The organism is Streptococcus sp. 3.1, from assembly GCF_016648915.1.
Lineage (GTDB): Bacteria > Bacillota > Bacilli > Lactobacillales > Streptococcaceae > Streptococcus > Streptococcus salivarius_E.
Genome location: NZ_JACLQV010000007.1, coordinates 61124 through 80243 on the forward strand (window position 1 = coordinate 61124; position 19120 = coordinate 80243).

Consider the following 19120-nt stretch of genomic DNA (forward strand, 5'->3'; position numbering starts at 1 on the left):
CGAAAGGTCATCTCATGGACATCCAAAAACTCACCAAGAAAAACCAAGAATTTATCCACATCGCAACCAACCAACTCATCAAAGATGGTAAGTCAGACCAAGAAATCAAAGATATCCTTGGCGATATTATTCCTGAACTTATCGAAAACCAGAAAAAAGGAATCACAGGACGTGGACTCCTTGGTGCTCCAACTGTTTGGGCAGCTAGTTTCTCTCCTGAAAAACACCAAAAACCTGAAACTGGTAAGCCTAGCAAAGAAGTGCCTGAAACAGATAAAACACCTTGGAAGATGTGGCTTGATACCTCACTCTTCCTTCTAGCCATCGTTGCTATCATGAACGCAATCTTTGGTTTCTCAGGTACACAAACCAGCTACGGCCTCACAACCTTGCTTTCAGTGTCATTCATTGGCGGTCTTGCTATGTATACCCCTTACCACTACATCTACCGTCACAATAACAAACCAAAGGAAGAACGTCCAAAATGGTGGTTCAGCATGACCATCATCACTCTCTCTTTTATTGCATGGTTTGCTCTATTTAGTCTTACAGCCCTTCTTCCAAGCTACCTCAACCCTGGTCTTTCACCAATTGTAATCCTTATCATTGGTGTCATCGCTGGTGTTGCCAAATACTTCTTCAAACGTCACTACAACGTTCAAAGTACTTACGCACCTGCATCTTAATCAATCTCATCCCTAAGCACCCAGAAGGGTGCTTTTTTACGTCAGAAATCTTGACACAGTTGGTTGTTCTATACTAAAATGTTAAAGTTAATAGACAAAAGAAAGAAATCCAATAGATGCGTATCAAATTCCCTCTACTAATCATTGCTTGCTGCCTACTACTTATGGCTTGTGGCCACAAGAATACTCAGAAAAACCATCAAGCTTACTATAGTTTTAACAATGTGACGACTTCCACTCAGGAAAAACAGCTGGCAAAAGCCTTAAAAAGCAAGGGCATCCCGACAAAAGACTGGGACAATCTAGCCCCTTATATTGCTCGTTACAATCAGGAAAATACAAACCTCCAACCTGTTGTCAAAAAATGGACCCAAAGTAAAATCGGCAAGGATCAAAATCAATTCGTCACCTTCCTTAATGAAAAAACTTTCGAAGATAACAAATCACATTTTACTGATGACTTAAACTGCCGACGAACATCGTTCCTCCTTCTTCATGATCTTATTACAAGTTCAGAGGACCTCACCAAATTGGACCTCCCCCTTCAAAACGAATTTATAAATCTTAAGTCACGCCACAAAGAGCTAACTGCCAAGGATCAAGCTCTCTATAGTCTCCTCTTTGGGGATAATATCAGCTACCAGTCTACGGGTGACCTCCTTAAAGCTTGGAAAAAAGCTGGACTCAAGTTCCCAGAAAAGGTTAAACTCCTCTCTGTCTTTCAAAATAGCCCTGGTGATGTCAGCAATTTCCACACGGCTATAGCTTACGAAAAAGACAGCAGTATCTATGTCTTTGAAAAACAGGACCCTACACTTCCTTACAGGTGGAGCCGCTTCAATAATTGGGCGGACATCAAAACACACTGGTTAACAAACCGCTTCAATGTCTTCAAAGATAATGTCGATATCCTCGTTAACGACCAAAAATTTGATGATTTCTTAGAAAACACACTCTATATACCACAAAACAACCAACTAGCTCCTCAAGACGAATGAGAAAGCCAGTTGGTTTTTCTTTTTCCCCTAAAGTATAAAATAAAACTCAGCACACAAGCCTAAAAAGAAAAAAACCACAAAATCAAGGCAGAAAAAAACACCCTCAGTCGAGGGCATTATTTTTAGTCTTCGTTTACGTAAGGCATAAGTGCCATAACGCGAGCGCGTTTAATCGCTGTTGTTACTTTACGTTGGTTTTTAGCTGAAGTTCCTGTTACACGACGTGGAAGAATTTTACCACGTTCTGAAACGAAACGGCTAAGAAGCTCAGTATCTTTGTAATCAACATATTCGATTTTGTTAGCTGCGATGTAATCAACTTTTTTACGGCGTTTGAATCCGCCACGACGTTGTTGAGCCATGTTTATTTCTCCTTTATATATTTAATTCGTTTTGTCCATTCTTAGAATGGGAGATCGTCATCTGAAATATCCATTGGATTTGAATTACCAAATGGACTCTCGTCACGACCGAAGTTTGGTGTAGATTGTGCAGGTTGTGATCCACCAAATGAACCACCAGTTGAAGCTCCCCCACCGAATGAATTTGAATTATCAAATCCTCCAGCGTTGTAAGAACCACCACTGTGACCTTCACGTGCCGCACGGCTTTCCAACATTTGGAAATTATCAGCGACAACTTCAGTTACGTAAACACGTTGACCTTGTTGATTTTCATAGTTACGAGTCTGAATACGACCTGTAATTCCAATCAATGCGCCTTTCTTAGCCCAGTTAGCCAAATTTTCAGCTTGCTGGCGCCAGATAACACAGTTAATAAAGTCAGTTTCACGTTCACCATTAGCACCCTTGAAGTTACGATTAACTGCAAGACTGAATGTAGCAACTGCAACATTACTTGGTGTATAACGAAGTTCCGCATCACGGGTCATGCGACCAACGAGTACGACATTATTAATCATAATCTACCTTCTTACGCGTCAAGTTTAACGATCATGTGACGAAGAATGTCACCGTTGATTTTTGAAAGACGGTCAAACTCGTTAAGAGCAAAATCGTTATCAGATTCAACGTTAACAACGTGGTAAAGTCCTTCACGGAAATCTTGGATTTCGTATGCAAGACGACGTTTTTCCCAATCTTTTGATTCAACAACAGTTGCACCGTTGTCAGTCAAGATAGAATCGAAACGTGCTACCAAAGCGTTTTTAGCTTCTTCTTCAATGTTTGGACGAATGATATAAAGAATTTCGTATTTAGCCATTGATATTTTCCTCCTCTTTTGGTCTAATGACTCATGGTCTTTCGCCACGAGTAAGTGAGGTGCACTCACAAGATATAATTCTACCAAAGTTTGGAGGATAATGCAAGGAAAAAGTAAAGAGTTAGAAATTTGAATCTCTCAGAAAAAAATTAAGCCCTATGCGTTATCTTTTCTCTGACTAAACTTCATGCTAAAATAAGAGAATGCTTTATCATAAAAAGAAATTAGGGGAAAAACTAGGGCTTCCAACCTTTAACCACTACTATAATATCCCTATTACCTCCCTAGAATATGATTTTCAAAACCTAGGTCCGAGTGATGCCTACATTATCACTTTCAAACAGGACAACAACCTTTTTGTTGTCGATATGACACATCAGCTTGGTCACACCAGTCATTTCGATACTGTCTCTCTCTTTAAAAAAGACAATCTCCTATCAGGTATCGCTGCTGTCCCTTTAGCTGCTGTCCACAGCATTCAAATCTTGAGTTTTCCAGACGAGTTATACTCTCTGGATTCTAGCCAGCATCTTAAAAATCTGGTCGCTCTTTACTACAAGGATGCTGAAATCATGCGCTACCTCAAGACGACTAAAAATATCGGTGATCAGGTGACAAGATATCAATTAGAGGCTAATCGACTAGAAAGACAAGGTAAGAGTTTTGACTTCTTCAAGTACACCAATCGTGGCAAAATACGAGAAGAAAACGGTCTATCGGAAGTATCCAGCAAGGACTACGACTTCATTCCTGATTTTCATCCCTTCTTAACCTCACCAAGAAGCCAACAGGTTTTAAGCGTCCCAGTAACCTACTGTGATGACAAAACGAAACAGACCGCTAGAATAGACATCATGGGCTGGTACATCAAGGACCAGCAGCTTAAGATTCGTTGGAAACCTAAGTACATGCGCAAACGCCGATGGCGTTCTTCACGTATCTCAGTTGACATCGTTACCGGCAACTACTTCTTCCAAGGGCAAATCTATAGAGACAGTAGCGCCCCCATATTTCTAGACAACCTAAGCTTTGATAACAAGGTTCCTAAAAGTTTCCTGCCACATCTCCAGAAACAGTACCAAATCTTTATGGCTCTAGTCGAAGAACAAAAAAGACTGGCTCTCCTACGAGAGGTCCAGTTGAATAATAAGGATTAAGAGTCTTTCACTAAAATCCAACATATCAAAAAGCTCATTCTTACACGCTAGAATGAGCTTTTAAGATTCTTCAATTGTCATTAGAACATCCTTTTGGAATTTTGTAAAAAATATTTTCATAAGGAGGAGTCATTGTGTGTCACCATTTTTATACCTAGCAATCATAGATTACCTCCATCAACTTACAAATAACATTTTTGTATTGTAAATTTTCTATTACATTGGTATCACTCCCTAAGCTATTTTATGCAATAACTTGAAGTGTCTCCATTTTTATAACGTCCTAAATTCATCATCATAGTAATCACCTCTGATTCGTATGATTTGAGACCTATCTCCCCATTGACCACTCAATGAGACTTACTTGTCGCCGTTCTTATAACGACTTACATCAAACATCAACATAAGCGTCACCTCGGTACTTTTTTACAAGATTTAAGCATTTAACTTTTGTCGATAGTTTACTCATTTGGCATCGGTATCACTCCTTAAGCTATTTTACGCAACAGCTTAAGTGTCTCCGTTTTTATACCTACTAACATTTCTCATGAGCTTTACCTCACTTTTTGACGTTAATCTTGAGTTTAGCTTTCGATTTCTGGTGGTATCACTCCCTTGTAGCTATTTTATGCAACATTTTTAATCGCCGTTTTTATACCTACTGATATTTTTCATGAACTCACCTCGTTCATCTTAAGAATATAGGATTTACGTTTCGTTTGGCATGGGTATCACTCCTTAGGCTATTTTACGCAACAACCTAAGTGTCTCCATTTTTATACCTACTAACATTTCTCATGAGCTTTACCTCACTTTTTCTTAAGTTAACAGATTTGAGTTTGGCTTTCGACTTCTGGTGGTATCACTCCCTTGTAGCTATTTTATGCGACTGAATTAATCTCCGTTCTTGTAACGTCCTACTGTCATGCGGTCACGCTCCTCAGAGATGATTGGTAAAGTTACTTGTTTTGCCTACTGTTTTATTTAGAGATCTTAGTCTCCGTTTTTGTACCTTGAAATATTGACTCTCACCATGGCTTTTACCTCCTTGATGAATCCTTATCTTCTTTACACTCTTAGTATAATGTAAACGCTTACTTTTGTCAATCTTTTTAACAGAAAAACGCATGATTTTTTGAAAAAAGATTTCTTTGCTACAATAGAGACATGTTAGATTTAAAAGAATACGGCATTATCATGTGGGATGCTGAGAAAATCGCCTCTTTTCGTCGTACCCTCCTGGACTGGTACGATCGAGAGAAACGAGACTTACCATGGCGTAGAACTAAAAATCCCTACTATATTTGGATTAGCGAAATTATGCTACAACAAACCCAGGTTCAGACCGTCATTCCCTATTACGAGCGCTTTTTAAACTGGTTCCCAACAGTTAAGGATTTGGCTGAGGCTCCTGAAGAGAAGCTTCTCAAAGCTTGGGAAGGGCTAGGTTACTATTCACGTGTCCGAAATATGCAAAAGGCTGCTCAACAAATCATGGATGACTTTGATGGTCAGTTTCCAGATACTTATGACAATATTGCCAAACTCAAGGGCATAGGGCCTTATACTGCTGGTGCGATTTCTAGCATCGCCTTTGGGCTCCCAGAACCCGCTGTTGATGGTAATGTTATGCGAGTCATGGCTCGTCTCTTTGAGGTTAACTACGATATCGGAGACGCCAAAAATCGTAAGATTTTCCAAGCAATTATGGACATTTTGATTGACCCTGACCGTCCAGGTGACTTTAATCAGGCGCTTATGGACCTTGGAACTGATATCGAATCAGCTAAAAATCCGAGACCAGACGAAAGCCCAATTCGCTTTTTCTGTGCAGCCTATCTCAACGGAACTTATGATAAATACCCCATAAAATTACCTAAGAAGAAGCCTAAACCTATGCAAATTCAGGCTTTTATTATCAGAAATGCAAAGGGTGAATTTCTGCTCGAAAAAAATATCGAGGGTCGTCTGCTAGGTGGTTTCTGGTCCTTCCCTATCATGGAAACGGACTTTATTAGCCAACAACTCAGCCTTTTTGAAAAAGATGATAGTATTCTCGAGACAGTCTCTCAAAAGGCTATTTTTGAGGAAAATTATGCCCTCAAACCAGAGTGGACGAGCAGTTATTTTACACCTGTAAAACATACCTTCAGCCACCAAAAATGGACCATCGAGATGGTAGAAGGTAGCGTTAATGACGACAAACTCACTACCGATAAGGAGCTATGCTGGGTAGCGGCTGAGGACTTCGACCAGTTCCCAATGGCCACACCACAGAAGAAAATGATTAAAACTTATAAAGACAGCAAAAAAGGATAGCATTGAGTGCTACCCTTTTTCTTATGCATCAAGTTTATTGTGCTTCCGACCACGCAAAGCAAGGTATACCTTTGAAAGAACTACTCCCAGAAAGATATAAAACAATTCCAAATAAGTCACATTTTTTGACATCAAAAATTCAATCATACCCAACACAACGCTCCGTAACTTACTGCTCCTCCAGCTAATCCCAATAAAGCTCCTCCTGGGCCACTAGTGATAAGACCCGTGATACTTGTTCCGAGGGCTGCCTTAGCTGCATTGTTCCAACTACATCCACCACCTACAACCACTGATAATTCCTGATGTGTCAATACTTGTTGTGTCATTTCTGATGTTTTCAATATATTTTCTCCTTATTAATACTAATTTTTCTATTTATGGTAATTGTGAGTTGCAAATCTCTTAGTGTCCTCACTAATCACTAAGAGATATCCTAAAATTAACTGTCTATTCTATCTCCTTTCATTTTAAAGACAACTGTCGCTAGCTCTCAGTTATATCCTTAAGTTATGCTTTTATTATAGGTAAGATGGCCAATAAAAAATAGTGACATAAATGTCACTATGGAGGACAAAAAAGCCGAAACGTTTAAGTTTCGGCTTGAAAATTATTAATCGACTTTATAGAAGAAGTAACTGTCGTCAGTGGTGCCATAAATTGACTGACCACTCCAGATGCGGTCCTTACTTTTATCTGACTGATCATCAGCTTTCTCATTTGGTGATGATGTTACAGAACCGGTCAAGGCTACTCCTTTGGGTAAGAATGCAATCATTCCACCTCCAGGACCAACTTCTTTTGGTACAAGTCCTGCTTTAAAAAAGCCATCAGTGATTTTACCATATTCAATTCCTACCTTCTCAGTATCACTTACTAACCCATTTTTATCAAAGGTCATCGTATAGCCCTTGCCATTCTTCCAAGTTCCAGCGATGCTTGAGAAATCACCATTCTGAATAGCATTGATGTCCATACCAGTCTCTTTATTTGATTTGCTGTCGCTACTGCTTGCTTCTGTCTCGTCGCTACCTGAGTCGTCAAAGTCATACCAATCTTCGGAAGACAAATCCAGAGTCTGGGCGTCACCTAAGCCAACCTTACTTGCACCATCAGTTGTCTCAGACATACTGAAATCAACTGATTGAAGTTGGTTAAAGGCGCCATCCTTGATTTCATAGGTCTCAGCCTTGGCCTCAGGTCTCATACGCTGGAATTGTTGGCAGTAAATCGTACCATCTTTATAAAATTTCATGGTACTCAAGTAACCACCCTTGGCAAAGGTTCCAGCACTTTTGGCAAATACAGGCTTATCATCATTATCAAGATAATAAAGAGCATGAACACTGTCAGGAGTACCAATCAAAAGCTCAGCTGAGCCATCATCGTTGATGTCTACATAACTATATTGCACGTTTTCTCCTGCTCTTTTAGCATCAAAAATAGTGCTAGTCGCATAAGCTTCGTCAGACGAAAGATCACCTGGAACAGCTGATGTATCGCCGTTCAAAGCAATAGGGCGATAGAGATCCAAGACTGAAGCATAGAGCTCATCGTAGCTCACTTCCTCGGTTTCGGACGAATCGCCACTCACTTGCTCAGACTTAGAAGCACTGTCGCCTGAGCCTGAACCACCCGTATTTGTTGCGTTACAAGCTGTCAGCAAGAACAAACTTGATAAGAGCGCAAATCCTGTTAATTTCTTTTTCATAACAATCCTTTCATAAGAAACGACCTAATATAAATATTAAATCATTTAAATCTCTCTGACATTATGTTAACAATTGTATGGTTGATAAGTCAAGTATTTTTTGAAAAATTAATTTATATTTATTTATCAAGAACACTTATATAATCATAGCTTTCACTATAACCCAACAATTCCATCCCCAATTAAATTAGAGTTTTGATTAAAATGTCTAGATATTAATTAGTGATTCTTTTTTCATTTACAAATATCTGCATCAAAAAAAGCCGAACCTCAGTCCAGCTTTCATCTGTCTATTTCTACTTGTTCATAAAGTAGGTGATAATCACCAATACTGCTACGATACCTAGGACAACGGCCAGGAATCCTAGCATGTAACGCAAGAGAAAGTAGGTAAATGGAAAATTTTCTTTCATGTTTTACTTTGCCTCATACCATGTGCGGCCGTCATTCTCATCTGCAATGAGTGGGACAGCGAGTTCGACTGCAGCTTCCATGGTTTCTTTAACCAAGGCTTTCATCGCTACAAGTTCATCGTTTGGCACCTCAAGGACGATTTCATCGTGCACTTGGAGGAGCATCTTAGTTTTATAGCCACCTTCTACCAAAGCCTTGTCTAAGTTAATCATAGCAATCTTGAGGATATCAGCAGCACTTCCCTGAATAGGCGAGTTGATGGCTGTACGCTCTGCGAAGTTGCGAACATTAAAGTTACGAGAATTGATATCTGGCAACTCACGACGGCGATGGAAGAGGGTTTCTACATATCCTTTATCCTTGGCCTCACGAACCACATTATCCATATAGGCCTTGATGCCAGGATAACGCTCAAAGTAGGTGTCGATATACTCCTTGGCCTTCTTACGGCTAATACCAAGGTTGTTGGAGAGACCGAAGTCAGAAATGCCATAAACGATACCGAAGTTAACAGCCTTGGCGTTACGACGGTCGTTAGGTGTCACATCCTCTGGCTTTTCGATACCAAAGACACGCATGGCTGTAGAGGTATGGATATCTGCCCCCTCTTTAAAGGCTGCAATCAAATGCTCATCTCCCGAAATGTGGGCGAGCACGCGCAACTCAATCTGTGAGTAATCCGAGCTTAAAAGCACTGCGTCCTCAGTCGATGGGACAAAAGCCTTACGGATGAGACGACCTTGCTCCAAGCGAACAGGGATATTTTGCAAGTTTGGATCCACTGATGAGAGGCGACCTGTCTGTGTTAAATCTTGCACATAACGGGTATGGATTTTGCCATCCTTAAGGATATAATCCTGAAGCCCCAAGACATAGGTAGACTGAAGCTTGGTGATTTGGCGGTACTCCAAAATCTTAGCTACGATTGGAGCAATTGGTGCCAAACGTTCAAGGACATCCACAGCCGTTGAGTAACCTGTCTTGGTTTTCTTAGTGTATTCCAAAGGTAGTCCCATCTTTTCGAAGAGGATAACACCCAACTGTTTTGGCGAGTTGATATTAAACTCTTCGCCCGCCATTTCATAGATTTCTTGGGTCAATTTATCGATGACTACTTGGTTTTCCACTGCCATCTCGTTAAGGGTTTGTCCCTTAACCTTAATACCAGCGATTTCCATCTTAGCTAGCACATTTGCCAGTGGTAACTCCATATCAAAGAGGAGCTCTGATTGGCCGTGTTCAGCCAATTTTTCAAGCATGACAGGTTTAGCTACCTGAAGGACCTTGACTTTTTTAGCTAGGTGGCTGAGCAAGACCTCTTTTTCAGGAACGGCACGTTTAGCCCCCTTACCATAGACCACTTCATCTGTTTCAAGCGGCAAGTCTGTATAGAGACGGGCAATGGTTGACAATTCATTGTCCTCAACGGTTGAGAGGAGATACTTGGCCAGACGTGCATCAAAATTAGCTGTAGGCAAGTCAATACCTAGATGACTCAAAAGGACCTTACTACGCTTGAAATCGTAGATATTAACAGCTTTAGAAAGAGCTACTTGGAAGGCTTCTGATTTGAGGAGGTCAGTATCTGTAGACGCATAAATCTGCTTGTCATTCCCCCAAGCAAAACCAATGATAGGCTCAGTGTGATAATTCTCACCAAGAATTTCAAGATAAAAGAAATCATCAAGGCTGAAGTGATCCGCTGTTACTTGGCTAGGCTCTTCATAGGCCACATCAAAATCTTGTGGCACAGCCTCGCCACCAAGGGCATTTTTAAACTGAACAAAGCCCATCTCGTCATAAAAGGCTGCCAATTTTTCAAGGTCAGGTCCCGTAAAGGCCGTATCATCGAGACCAATTTCAATAGGAGACTGGGTATCAATAGTCGCCAGGGTCTTAGAAAGGAAGGCTTTTTCCTTGTCATTGATGAGATTTTCCTTCATTTTGGACTTCTTCATCTCATCAATATGGTCATAGATACCTTCAAGGGAACCGTGTTCCAAGAGGAGCTTGAGACCAGTCTTTTCACCAATCTTAGTCACTCCTGGAATATTATCGGACTTATCACCCATGAGGGCCTTAAGGTCGATGAATTGCGCTGGAGTAATCCCCATTTTCTCCATGAGGTAGTCAGGTGTGAAGGCTTCAAACTCAGCCACACCTTTTTTCGAAATCTCAACAACTGTATTTTCGTCAGTCAGCTGAATCAAGTCTTTATCCCCAGAAACAACTGTGATTTGGTAGTCCTCACTGGTATTTTCAGCCATCTTAGCTAAGGTACCGATAATGTCATCTGCTTCATACTGAGCCAAGTCATAATAGGCGATGCCACGTGCAGCCAACATCTCACGGATATAAGGGAACTGCTCACGGAATTCCTCTGGAGTCTTGGCACGACCAGCCTTATAGTCCGCAAACATCTCTGTACGGAAAGTTGTTTTACCCGCATCAAAGGCTACCAAAACATGGGTCGGTTGGATACGCTCAAGCAGGTTGTCCAACATGAGGTGGAAACCGTAGATAGCATTGGTATGAAGGCCGTTATTGTTACGAAAACGGTCAATTTGATTATAAAGTGCGAAAAAGGCACGAAAGGCAACGGATGAACCGTCGATTAGGAGTAATTTTTTCTGATTAGTCATAGGTTTATTATAGCATAGATGGGAGCATTGGTTTTAATTGAAAATCTCTTATTTTAGGGAGACTCTTTTGTAAAATAGTCGTTCAAAAATAAAAAACTTCAAGGAAAATTGTTCAGAGATAAACTGTAAAAATAGCCAGTCAACATCTGATGACAAAAGCCCGCTTATAAAACTATCTCAAGCATTTCCCACCTCCACCCCCCTATAGTCAAATGTGTTATAATAGGAGCTATGAACACAAAGATTTTAGACCAATTAGAATTTAACAAGGTCAAGGACCAGTTCACAGAATACCTGCAGACTGAACAGGCTCAGGCGGAGTTGCGTGACTTGGTGCCTATGACCAATCCAGAAAGAATTCAAAATCAATTTACAGAAATTCAAGAAATGGCTGAGATTTTCGTAGAGCACCATGGCTTTGCCATTGGTAGCTTGCGACATATTTCTGAGCCCTTGCGTCGCTTGGAACTAGATGCTGACCTCAACATCCAGGAACTCATTGCCATCAAGAAGGTGCTACAAGCTTCTGCTGACCTTGGTCGCTTTTACGCTGACCTTGAAAATGTAGAGCTCATCGCCCTTAAACGTCTTTTCGAAAAGATTGAAGCCTTCCCAAGTCTACAAGGCAGTCTTCAGAGCATCAATGACGGTGGTTTTATTGAGCATTTTGCTAGCCCAGAGTTGCAAAACATCCGTCGTCAACTCAAATCTTGTGATGATGCCATTCGCCAGACCTTGCAAGACATTCTCAAGAAATCTGGTCACATGTTGGCTGAAAGTTTGATTGCTAGTCGTAACGGCCGTTCGGTGCTTCCTGTCAAAAATACCTACCGTAACCGTATTGCTGGAGTTGTGCATGACATCTCAAGCTCTGGAAACACAGTATATATCGAGCCACGTGCCGTTATCCAGCTTAACGAAGAAATTACACAATTACGTGCAGACGAACGCCACGAGATGGCTCGTATCCTGCATGAACTGTCTGATCAACTCCGTCCACAGGCTGCTGCAATTGCCAACAACGCTTGGATTTTGGGCCACATGGACTTCATTCGAGGAAAATACCTCTATCTCCATGATAAAAAAGCGGTTATTCCAAAGATTAGTGACAACCAAACACTACAACTACTTAACGTTCGTCACCCTCTTTTGGTCAATCCTGTAGCTAACGATTTGCACTTTGATGAGGACCTCACGGCCATTGTCATTACAGGTCCCAATACTGGTGGTAAGACCGTCATGCTTAAAACGCTAGGACTAGCACAACTAATGGCTCAATCTGGTCTGCCAATTTTGGCTGATAAGGGCAGCCGTGTCGCCATTTTCCAAGAGATTTTTGCGGACATCGGAGACGAACAGTCTATCGAACAGAGTTTGTCAACATTCTCTAGTCACATGACTCACATTGTCGAGATTCTGGACGCTGCCGACAGCAACAGTCTTGTCTTGGTCGATGAGCTCGGGGCTGGTACCGACCCTCAGGAAGGAGCTAGTCTAGCCATGGCAATCTTAGAGCACCTCCGTTTAAGTCAGATTAAGACCATGGCTACCACTCACTATCCTGAGCTTAAGGCCTATGGGATTGAGACGCAACATGTGGAAAATGCCAGCATGGAGTTTGACACAGCGACTTTAAGCCCTACCTATCGTTTTATGCAAGGGGTTCCTGGTCGTTCTAATGCCTTTGAAATTGCTCGACGCCTCGGTTTGAATGAGATTATTGTCAAGGAGGCAGAAAACCTCACTGATACTGATAGTGATGTCAACCGTATCATCGAGCAACTTGAAGCCCAAACTGTGGAAACACAAAAACGTCTGGAACACATCAAGGACGTGGAGCAAGAGAACCTTAAATTCAACCGTGCGGTCAAGAAACTCTATAACGAATTCTCCCATGAATACGACAAGGAACTCGAAAAGGCTCAAAAAGAAATTCAAGAGATGGTTGATACCGCTTTGGCTGAGAGCAATAGTATTCTCAAAAATCTCCACGATAAGAGTCAACTCAAACCTCATGAAGTTATCGACGCCAAAGGAAAACTCAAGAAACTTGCCCCACAGGTGGAACTCTCTAAGAATAAAGTCCTTCGTAAGGCCAAGAAAGAAAAGGCTGCGCGTGCCCCTCGTATCGGAGATGATATCATTGTTACCGCCTATGGTCAACGTGGTACCCTTACCAATCAAGCCAAAAATGGTAACTGGGAAGCCCAGGTAGGTCTCATCAAGATGACACTCAAGGCGGATGAATTCACTCTTGTTCGTGCCCAAGCGGAAGCCCAACAACCTAAGAAGAAACAGATTAACGTGGTTAAAAAAGCCAAAAAGTTATCTGGCGGTCCTCGTGCCCGTCTAGACCTTCGTGGGAAACGTTACGAAGAAGCCATGCAAGAGCTTGATGCCTTTATTGACCAAGCCCTACTTAATAACATGAGTCAGGTGGACATCATCCACGGTATTGGTACAGGTGTCATCCGTGATGCTGTTACCAAATATCTCCGCCGTCATCGCCATGTTAAAAGTTTTGAATATGCCCCACAAAGTGCCGGTGGTTCCGGATGTACCATTGCAACCTTAGGGTAAAAATAGTTAAGAAAGACTGAGACCTTGTGTCCGGTCTTTTTCATATCCTACCAAAACAATGAACAAAAAAAGTCTCCCTTAATCAAGGAAGACTTCTATTTTCTATATCACACTTGTCCACAAATGCTGGATAATCTGACTAACTGGAAAATAACCATTAATCAAGATACGTAAAACCCAGCTCGATGACAAGAGCGTTTGAATGTTGTTCATAGGAACAGTCGCAAGAATATTCCCCAACATAGTCAAAGGCACAAGACTCACTAAGGTGGCCAAGACACCACCTACCACTTGGTAACGTCTCTGATCAAGTCGCTCAATTCTCACAAAATGGAAGAAAATACCAAGAAAGCGTAAGCCATAATAGGCTATACAGTAGATAGCAAAATAAGCCACACCTGCATAATAGACACGGTCAAGTGAAAATATGTTCTGATCTTTAAAGAAAGCTATACTGGCATCCTTGGTTGGATTGGTATAAGGTACCCAAAGATTGATAGCCTCTCCTAGCGACCGGTAGAAATAGGCCGCCACACACATGGCGATAATGACTGAAACCACGTAATAAGCTTGCATAAAGAGGCCTCGACGGTAGCCAATGTAGAAATTCCAAGCCACGATAGCTAAGACAAGGAGTCCAATCATGCGTCATCCTCATCGTCATTTGTAGCTGTCGCCTTGACCTTAAGTTGTTCAAGTTGCTTAGCTCTCAACGTTTCCAACTCTTTTTCCATATCTTCAACTTGGATTTCACGTTCCAACTGAGTCGACAAAGAATTGATAGCCATTAGGATAGCAATCGTTTCATTGTCAGCGTTTTTCATCTGCTCTTTGATAATTTTATATTTCTCGTGGGCAACACGCTCAACCTCTTCCATGAATAGGTTATCCTTATCAGTTGTTAGCGTGAGGTTCTTCTCTCCAAAATGAAATTTGTAACGGTTCTTATTTGCCATTTGCTTGTTAGCTGCCAATCAATGGTGGTCACGGATTCGCCACCGCAGCTTCTCCTTATTTTATTGCTTTTATATCGCCTTTTTTTAGCAAGATTCAGACACTTACTCTGAGGCGTGTTCGACACTTAAATGCCAACCTTTTTCTTCTAATTGTGGAAAAAAGAGCAGGGTTAGGCATTCTCTTTCTAATCATTATATCCTAAATTTTAACTTTCGTAAATTTTAGACTTTGCACTTCTCTAGAAAAATAATTTTCAGGGATTCCGAGTCTGTAAAATATCTACCAATTCTCCTTTTTTGTGCTAAAATAGATTTCATGGGCACAATCGTATTAAAAATGACAGCAGAGCAGATTTCGACACTCCAGAAGGACCTAGCAAGCTATGCGACTGCGACTAAAAATCCTTATGCAAGTTTTTCAGCCAAGGTCGATGGAATAAGTGTCATCGCCTATACTTCAGGAAAGGTAACTTTCCAAGGTGCTAAGCCAGAAATCCTAGCTAGCCGTTTTGGATACCAAGCTGAACCTAAGCATTCACCTGATGGGCAAAACATAGCCCTAATTGGATCAGACGAAGTCGGAAATGGCTCCTATTTTGGTGGTCTAGCTGTTGTAGCTAGTCTAGTTACCCCAGCTGACCATACCTTTTTGAAATCTCTAGGAGTTGATGATTCTAAAAATCTTAACGATATCAAGATTCGTCAGATTGCACCTATTTTGGAGGAGAAAATTCCTCACAAGGCACTCCTTCTTTCGCCTAGAAAGTACAATGAAGTGGTTGGAGACGGTAAGAGTCATAATGCTGTGTCCGTTAAAGTAGCCCTCCATAATCAGGCTATCTTCCTATTGTTACAATCAGGTGCTAAACCAGATAAGATTGTCATCGATGCCTTCACCAGCGAGAAAAATTATCAAAAATATCTCAAGAACGAACGTAATCGCTTTGACTTTCCTATTACTTTAGAAGAAAAAGCCGAAGGTAAATACCTAGCTGTCGCGGTGAGCTCTATCATCGCCCGCAATCTCTTCCTGGAAAATCTGGATAAACTCAGCCAAGAAGTAGGTTATACTCTTCCTTCAGGTGCTGGTGCTAAGTCCGACCAGGTCGCAGCCAAGCTTCTTCAAGCCTACGGAGATCAGGCTCTCCAAGCTACTGCTAAATATCATTTCGCCAATACTAAAAAAGCCTACCAACGCTTAAAATAACCCTGAAAGGCCTTAACTATGAAAAACAAATGGACCCAATACTTTCTCATTTTCCTTCGTGAATGGGGACTCTTTATCCTCTTTATCACATTCTTCCTCTTGACTCGCCTCTTCCTCTGGCTTCCTGTTCAGGTTGACGGCCACTCAATGGATCCAACTCTCGCCAATAACCAGCGTGTTATTGTTTTGAAACACACGTCCATTGAACGCTTTGATATTGTCGTTGCCAAGGAGGTTGAAAATGGTAAGACGAAACAAATCGTAAAACGTGTCATTGGGATGCCAGGTGATACCATTACCTATCAAAACGATAAACTTACTGTCAACGGTAAAGAAGTCAAGGAAGAATACCTCAAAGAATTCCAGGCTGCCTTTGCCAAAGATAAGCTACAAAAAGAGTATGCATACCGCGATTACTTCCAACAACTAGCTAAAGAATCTAAGGCCTTCACTGTCAACGCGGACAAAAACACTACTTTCTCTGTCACTGTTCCTGAAGGCAAATATTTCCTACTTGGAGATAACCGTATCGTTTCAAAAGATAGCCGCGAAGTTGGTTACTTTGACAAGAGTGCTCTTGTAGGGGAAGTCAAATTCCGCTTCTGGCCACTTAATAAAATTGGTACCGTTGAAGACAACTAAAACCACTAAATAAGATAAGGTTGGGGAAACCCAGCCTTATTATGTATCTAGGAAAAACACATGCAAGAATTTTATTTTTCAGGAACTATCGAACGCGTCATTTTCGAAAACACTAGTAATTTTTTTCGTATCTTACTCTTAGAGATTGACGAAACGGACAGTGATTTTGAAGACTACGAAATCATTGTCACAGGAACTATGGGGGATGTCATGGAGGGTGAAGACTATACCTTCTGGGGCCAACTAACCAATCACCCTAAATATGGGGAACAGCTACAAATGACCCGCTACGAGCGTTCAAAACCTTCTGCCAGCGGTCTTATCAAATATTTTGCCAGCGACAATTTCAAAGGAATCGGTAAGAAAACGGCCGAGCGTATTGTCGAAATTTACGGAGAAGACCCTATTGACAAGATTCTCGAGGATTCTAGCGAGTTAGAGCAGATTCCCAACCTCTCCAAGGTCAATCGAGAAGCCTTTGTTGCGAAGTTAAAAATCAATTATGGAGCCGAGCAAATCCTGTCCAAACTTTCTAGCTATGGACTCACACCAAAGGCCGCCTCACAAATTTTCAATCAATATAAGGAAGAGTCACTAAATCTTATTGAGGAACACCCTTATCTATTAGTAGAGGAGATTCAAGGAATCGGTTTTAAAATGGCTGACCAACTAGCCGAACGTCTCGGAATTGCTAGCGATGCTCCTGAGCGTTTACGAGCTGCCTTGATTCATTGTCTACTAGAAGCCAGTATGGAAGAAGGCGATACCTACATAGAAGCCAAAGCCTTGCTTGAACGTACCATCATTCTTTTGGAAGGTGCTCGTCCGATTGAACTTGACCCCGCCTTGGTCGCTAACCAATTAACCAATCTTATCCAAGAGGATAAGGTGCAAAATGTAGAGACTAAAATCTTTGATAATACCCTATATTTTGCGGAACAGGGCATCTATACCCACCTAACTCGTATCATGAAGGACCAACCTGACGTCAGCTCTGAAGACAAAATCTTAGACAGCCTTGAAGGGGTGGAAGAGGAGCTTGGTATTACTTATGATCAGGTTCAAAAAGATGCCATTATCAAAGCCCTACAAAGCAAGGTCTTCATCCTGACAGGTGGTCCCGGAACAGGGAAAACCACTGTTATTAACGGCATTATTAAAACCTATGCTGACCTCCATGGCCTAGATCTCAAAAAGTCTGATTTACCTATTATTTTAGCAGCACCAACGGGACGGGCTGCTCGTCGGATGAACGAACTCACCCAACTCCCTAGCGCCACTATTCATAGACATTTAGGCCTCAATAGCGAGGACGATTTTAAGACCTTAGAGGACTATCTCGATTGCGATTTGATTATCATCGACGAGTTCTCTATGGTTGATACTTGGTTGGCCAATCAACTCTTTGAAAGTATCTCTGATTCAACCCAAGTTATCATTGTGGGTGACCAAGACCAACTACCTTCCGTAGGCCCTGGCCAAGTCTTGGCTGACCTTTTGCAGATTGATAACTTGCCTAAAGTTTCCCTAACCAAAATTTTCAGACAATCCGAGGATTCCACTATCGTTACCCTAGCTAGCCAGATGCGCCAAGGCCAACTACCCGCTGATTTCACAGAGAAAAAGGCTGACCGCTCTTACTTTGAGGCCAATGCCAACCATATTCCACAGATGGTTCCTAAAATCGTCTCTGCTGCGATAAAGAGTGGGATTGCAGCTCAGGATGTTCAGATTCTAGCCCCCATGTACCGAGGACAGGCTGGTATTAACAATCTCAATACCATTATGCAAGACCTACTTAATCCTAAAGAAAAGGCCAATCAGTTCGCCTTTAATGATATCTTCTTCCGCAAAAACGACAAGATTCTCCATCTGGTCAACGATACAGAACTCAATGTCTTCAATGGCGACATCGGAATCATTACTGATCTCATTCCTGGTAAATATACTGAAAGCAAACAGGACGAAATTTACATGTCCTTCGACGGCAATGAGGTTATCTATCCTCGTAACGAATGGAATAAGATTACTCTGGCCTATGCTATGTCAATCCACAAATCCCAAGGGAGTGAGTTCCCAGTCGTTATCCTTCCCATCACACGCCAAAGTGGGCGTATGCTACAACGTAACCTCATTTACACCGCAATCACACGCGCCAAGAGTAAACTAGTCATGCTGGGGGAAATCGTAGCCTTCGATTATGCTGTTCACAACGAGGGAGCTAAACGAAATACTTATCTCATCCAACGTTTTGAACAAACTTATACACAAGCTGTTGATAAGTCTGTCGAAAAGATTGTTAAAAACGAGGCAACAGACGCATCCAATCAAACAAAAAAGGAAAACAACGAATCCTCAGAACCCCTTGAAAACAAAGACATTTCGGAAAATATCAATCCATCCCCAGATCTTGTTAACACTTATTCACAACCTGTGGATAAGTCTGTTAACAAACCTGTGCAAACAGAAGAAAACTATCGTTTAACTGAAGAAAATTGGGCAACTATAGATCCAATGATTGGTCTCAGTGAAGACGATATCGCTGCTTTTTTTAACAATAACTAAAAAAGACTTGGAAAGCGAC

16 protein-coding genes are annotated in these 19120 nt (G+C 41.5%); 8 read left to right on the plus strand and 8 right to left on the minus strand.

Annotated features, from left to right (window positions below; translation table 11 throughout):
• Positions 1-14: 14 nt before the first annotated feature.
• Positions 15-686, plus strand: a complete 672-nt coding sequence (locus H7U02_RS05620) for a DUF1129 domain-containing protein (RefSeq protein WP_002891841.1) — start codon at positions 15-17, stop codon at positions 684-686.
• A gap of 116 nt (positions 687-802) precedes the next feature.
• A complete protein-coding gene (locus tag H7U02_RS05625) occupies positions 803-1684 on the plus strand; it encodes a DUF4300 family protein (RefSeq protein ID WP_201042924.1) in 882 nt (293 codons plus the stop codon).
• 122 nt (positions 1685-1806) lie between these two features.
• Here the strand turns inward: H7U02_RS05625 and rpsR are convergent, their stop codons facing one another.
• The 3 genes from rpsR to rpsF are packed head-to-tail and all read right to left on the minus strand — an operon-like array spanning position 1807 to position 2908.
• Positions 1807-2046, minus strand: coding sequence for a 30S ribosomal protein S18 (gene rpsR / locus H7U02_RS05630; protein ID WP_000068665.1), 240 nt, complete (start codon positions 2044-2046; stop codon positions 1807-1809).
• 41 nt (positions 2047-2087) lie between these two features.
• The gene (locus H7U02_RS05635; protein ID WP_002891844.1) at positions 2088-2606 is read right to left on the minus strand and encodes a single-stranded DNA-binding protein; all 519 of its coding nucleotides are present in this window, start codon (positions 2604-2606) and stop codon (positions 2088-2090) included.
• Positions 2607-2617: 11 nt separating this feature from the next.
• Entirely contained in the window at positions 2618-2908 is a 291-nt protein-coding gene (rpsF, locus tag H7U02_RS05640; protein WP_002884188.1) for a 30S ribosomal protein S6, read from the minus strand.
• 203 nt (positions 2909-3111) lie between these two features.
• Between rpsF and H7U02_RS05645 the strand changes: the two genes are divergently transcribed.
• Positions 3112-4065 (plus strand): hypothetical protein, encoded by a 954-nt coding sequence (locus tag H7U02_RS05645; protein ID WP_002884801.1) that lies wholly within the window; start codon positions 3112-3114, stop codon positions 4063-4065.
• A 1167-nt stretch (positions 4066-5232) separates the two neighbouring features.
• A complete protein-coding gene (gene mutY / locus H7U02_RS05650; RefSeq protein WP_002884244.1) occupies positions 5233-6384 on the plus strand; it encodes an A/G-specific adenine glycosylase in 1152 nt (383 codons plus the stop codon).
• Positions 6385-6527: 143 nt separating this feature from the next.
• Here mutY and H7U02_RS05655 read toward each other — a convergent pair whose 3' ends face one another.
• The 3 genes from H7U02_RS05655 to polA form a co-directional block, all read right to left on the minus strand.
• Complete coding sequence (locus H7U02_RS05655; protein WP_021143608.1) at positions 6528-6728, minus strand: Blp family class II bacteriocin; 201 nt, start codon at positions 6726-6728, stop codon at positions 6528-6530.
• A gap of 269 nt (positions 6729-6997) precedes the next feature.
• Positions 6998-8095: a DUF6287 domain-containing protein gene (locus tag H7U02_RS05660; RefSeq protein WP_207185657.1), complete on the minus strand. Its 1098-nt coding sequence runs from the start codon at positions 8093-8095 to the stop codon at positions 6998-7000.
• A 416-nt stretch (positions 8096-8511) separates the two neighbouring features.
• On the minus strand, positions 8512-11151 hold the full coding sequence (gene polA / locus H7U02_RS05665) for a DNA polymerase I (protein WP_110981006.1): 2640 nt from the start codon (positions 11149-11151) through the stop codon (positions 8512-8514).
• A gap of 231 nt (positions 11152-11382) precedes the next feature.
• On the opposite strand from polA, the gene H7U02_RS05670 reads away from it, so the two are divergent.
• A complete protein-coding gene (locus H7U02_RS05670) occupies positions 11383-13731 on the plus strand; it encodes an endonuclease MutS2 (protein WP_110981007.1) in 2349 nt (782 codons plus the stop codon).
• Between the two features lie 102 nt (positions 13732-13833).
• On the opposite strand, the gene H7U02_RS05675 is transcribed toward H7U02_RS05670, so the two are convergent.
• Both H7U02_RS05675 and zapA read right to left on the minus strand, forming a co-directional pair.
• Entirely contained in the window at positions 13834-14376 is a 543-nt protein-coding gene (locus tag H7U02_RS05675; RefSeq protein ID WP_110981008.1) for a CvpA family protein, read from the minus strand.
• Positions 14373-14687: a cell division protein ZapA gene (gene zapA, locus H7U02_RS05680; protein WP_004183554.1), complete on the minus strand. Its 315-nt coding sequence runs from the start codon at positions 14685-14687 to the stop codon at positions 14373-14375. Before zapA ends, H7U02_RS05675 begins: the two co-directional genes overlap by 4 nt.
• Before the next feature lie 316 nt (positions 14688-15003).
• Between zapA and rnhC the strand changes: the two genes are divergently transcribed.
• From rnhC to H7U02_RS05695, 3 genes are read left to right on the plus strand one after another with little or no spacing between them, the layout of a single operon-like run.
• On the plus strand, positions 15004-15894 hold the full coding sequence (gene rnhC / locus H7U02_RS05685) for a ribonuclease HIII (RefSeq protein ID WP_073688626.1): 891 nt from the start codon (positions 15004-15006) through the stop codon (positions 15892-15894).
• Positions 15895-15912: 18 nt separating this feature from the next.
• Positions 15913-16536: a signal peptidase I gene (gene lepB, locus H7U02_RS05690; protein ID WP_013991198.1), complete on the plus strand. Its 624-nt coding sequence runs from the start codon at positions 15913-15915 to the stop codon at positions 16534-16536.
• Positions 16537-16596: 60 nt separating this feature from the next.
• On the plus strand, positions 16597-19101 hold the full coding sequence (locus tag H7U02_RS05695; RefSeq protein WP_110981009.1) for an ATP-dependent RecD-like DNA helicase: 2505 nt from the start codon (positions 16597-16599) through the stop codon (positions 19099-19101).
• Positions 19102-19120: the final 19 nt, after the last annotated feature.

Excerpts from the sequence above, each read along its gene's own strand:
- H7U02_RS05620 (WP_002891841.1), top strand. The coding sequence starts at position 15 with ATGGACATCCAAAAACTCACCAAGAAAAACCAAGAATTTATCCACATC.
- H7U02_RS05625 (WP_201042924.1), top strand. The coding sequence starts at position 803 with ATGCGTATCAAATTCCCTCTACTAATCATTGCTTGCTGCCTACTACTT.
- rpsR (WP_000068665.1), bottom strand. The coding sequence starts at position 2,046 with ATGGCTCAACAACGTCGTGGCGGATTCAAACGCCGTAAAAAAGTTGAT.
- H7U02_RS05635 (WP_002891844.1), bottom strand. The coding sequence starts at position 2,606 with ATGATTAATAATGTCGTACTCGTTGGTCGCATGACCCGTGATGCGGAA.
- rpsF (WP_002884188.1), bottom strand. The coding sequence starts at position 2,908 with ATGGCTAAATACGAAATTCTTTATATCATTCGTCCAAACATTGAAGAA.
- H7U02_RS05645 (WP_002884801.1), top strand. The coding sequence starts at position 3,112 with ATGCTTTATCATAAAAAGAAATTAGGGGAAAAACTAGGGCTTCCAACC.
- mutY (WP_002884244.1), top strand. The coding sequence starts at position 5,233 with ATGTTAGATTTAAAAGAATACGGCATTATCATGTGGGATGCTGAGAAA.
- H7U02_RS05660 (WP_207185657.1), bottom strand. The coding sequence starts at position 8,095 with ATGAAAAAGAAATTAACAGGATTTGCGCTCTTATCAAGTTTGTTCTTG.
- polA (WP_110981006.1), bottom strand. The coding sequence starts at position 11,151 with ATGACTAATCAGAAAAAATTACTCCTAATCGACGGTTCATCCGTTGCC.
- H7U02_RS05670 (WP_110981007.1), top strand. The coding sequence starts at position 11,383 with ATGAACACAAAGATTTTAGACCAATTAGAATTTAACAAGGTCAAGGAC.
- H7U02_RS05675 (WP_110981008.1), bottom strand. The coding sequence starts at position 14,376 with ATGATTGGACTCCTTGTCTTAGCTATCGTGGCTTGGAATTTCTACATT.
- zapA (WP_004183554.1), bottom strand. The coding sequence starts at position 14,687 with ATGGCAAATAAGAACCGTTACAAATTTCATTTTGGAGAGAAGAACCTC.
- rnhC (WP_073688626.1), top strand. The coding sequence starts at position 15,004 with ATGGGCACAATCGTATTAAAAATGACAGCAGAGCAGATTTCGACACTC.
- lepB (WP_013991198.1), top strand. The coding sequence starts at position 15,913 with ATGAAAAACAAATGGACCCAATACTTTCTCATTTTCCTTCGTGAATGG.
- H7U02_RS05695 (WP_110981009.1), top strand. The coding sequence starts at position 16,597 with ATGCAAGAATTTTATTTTTCAGGAACTATCGAACGCGTCATTTTCGAA.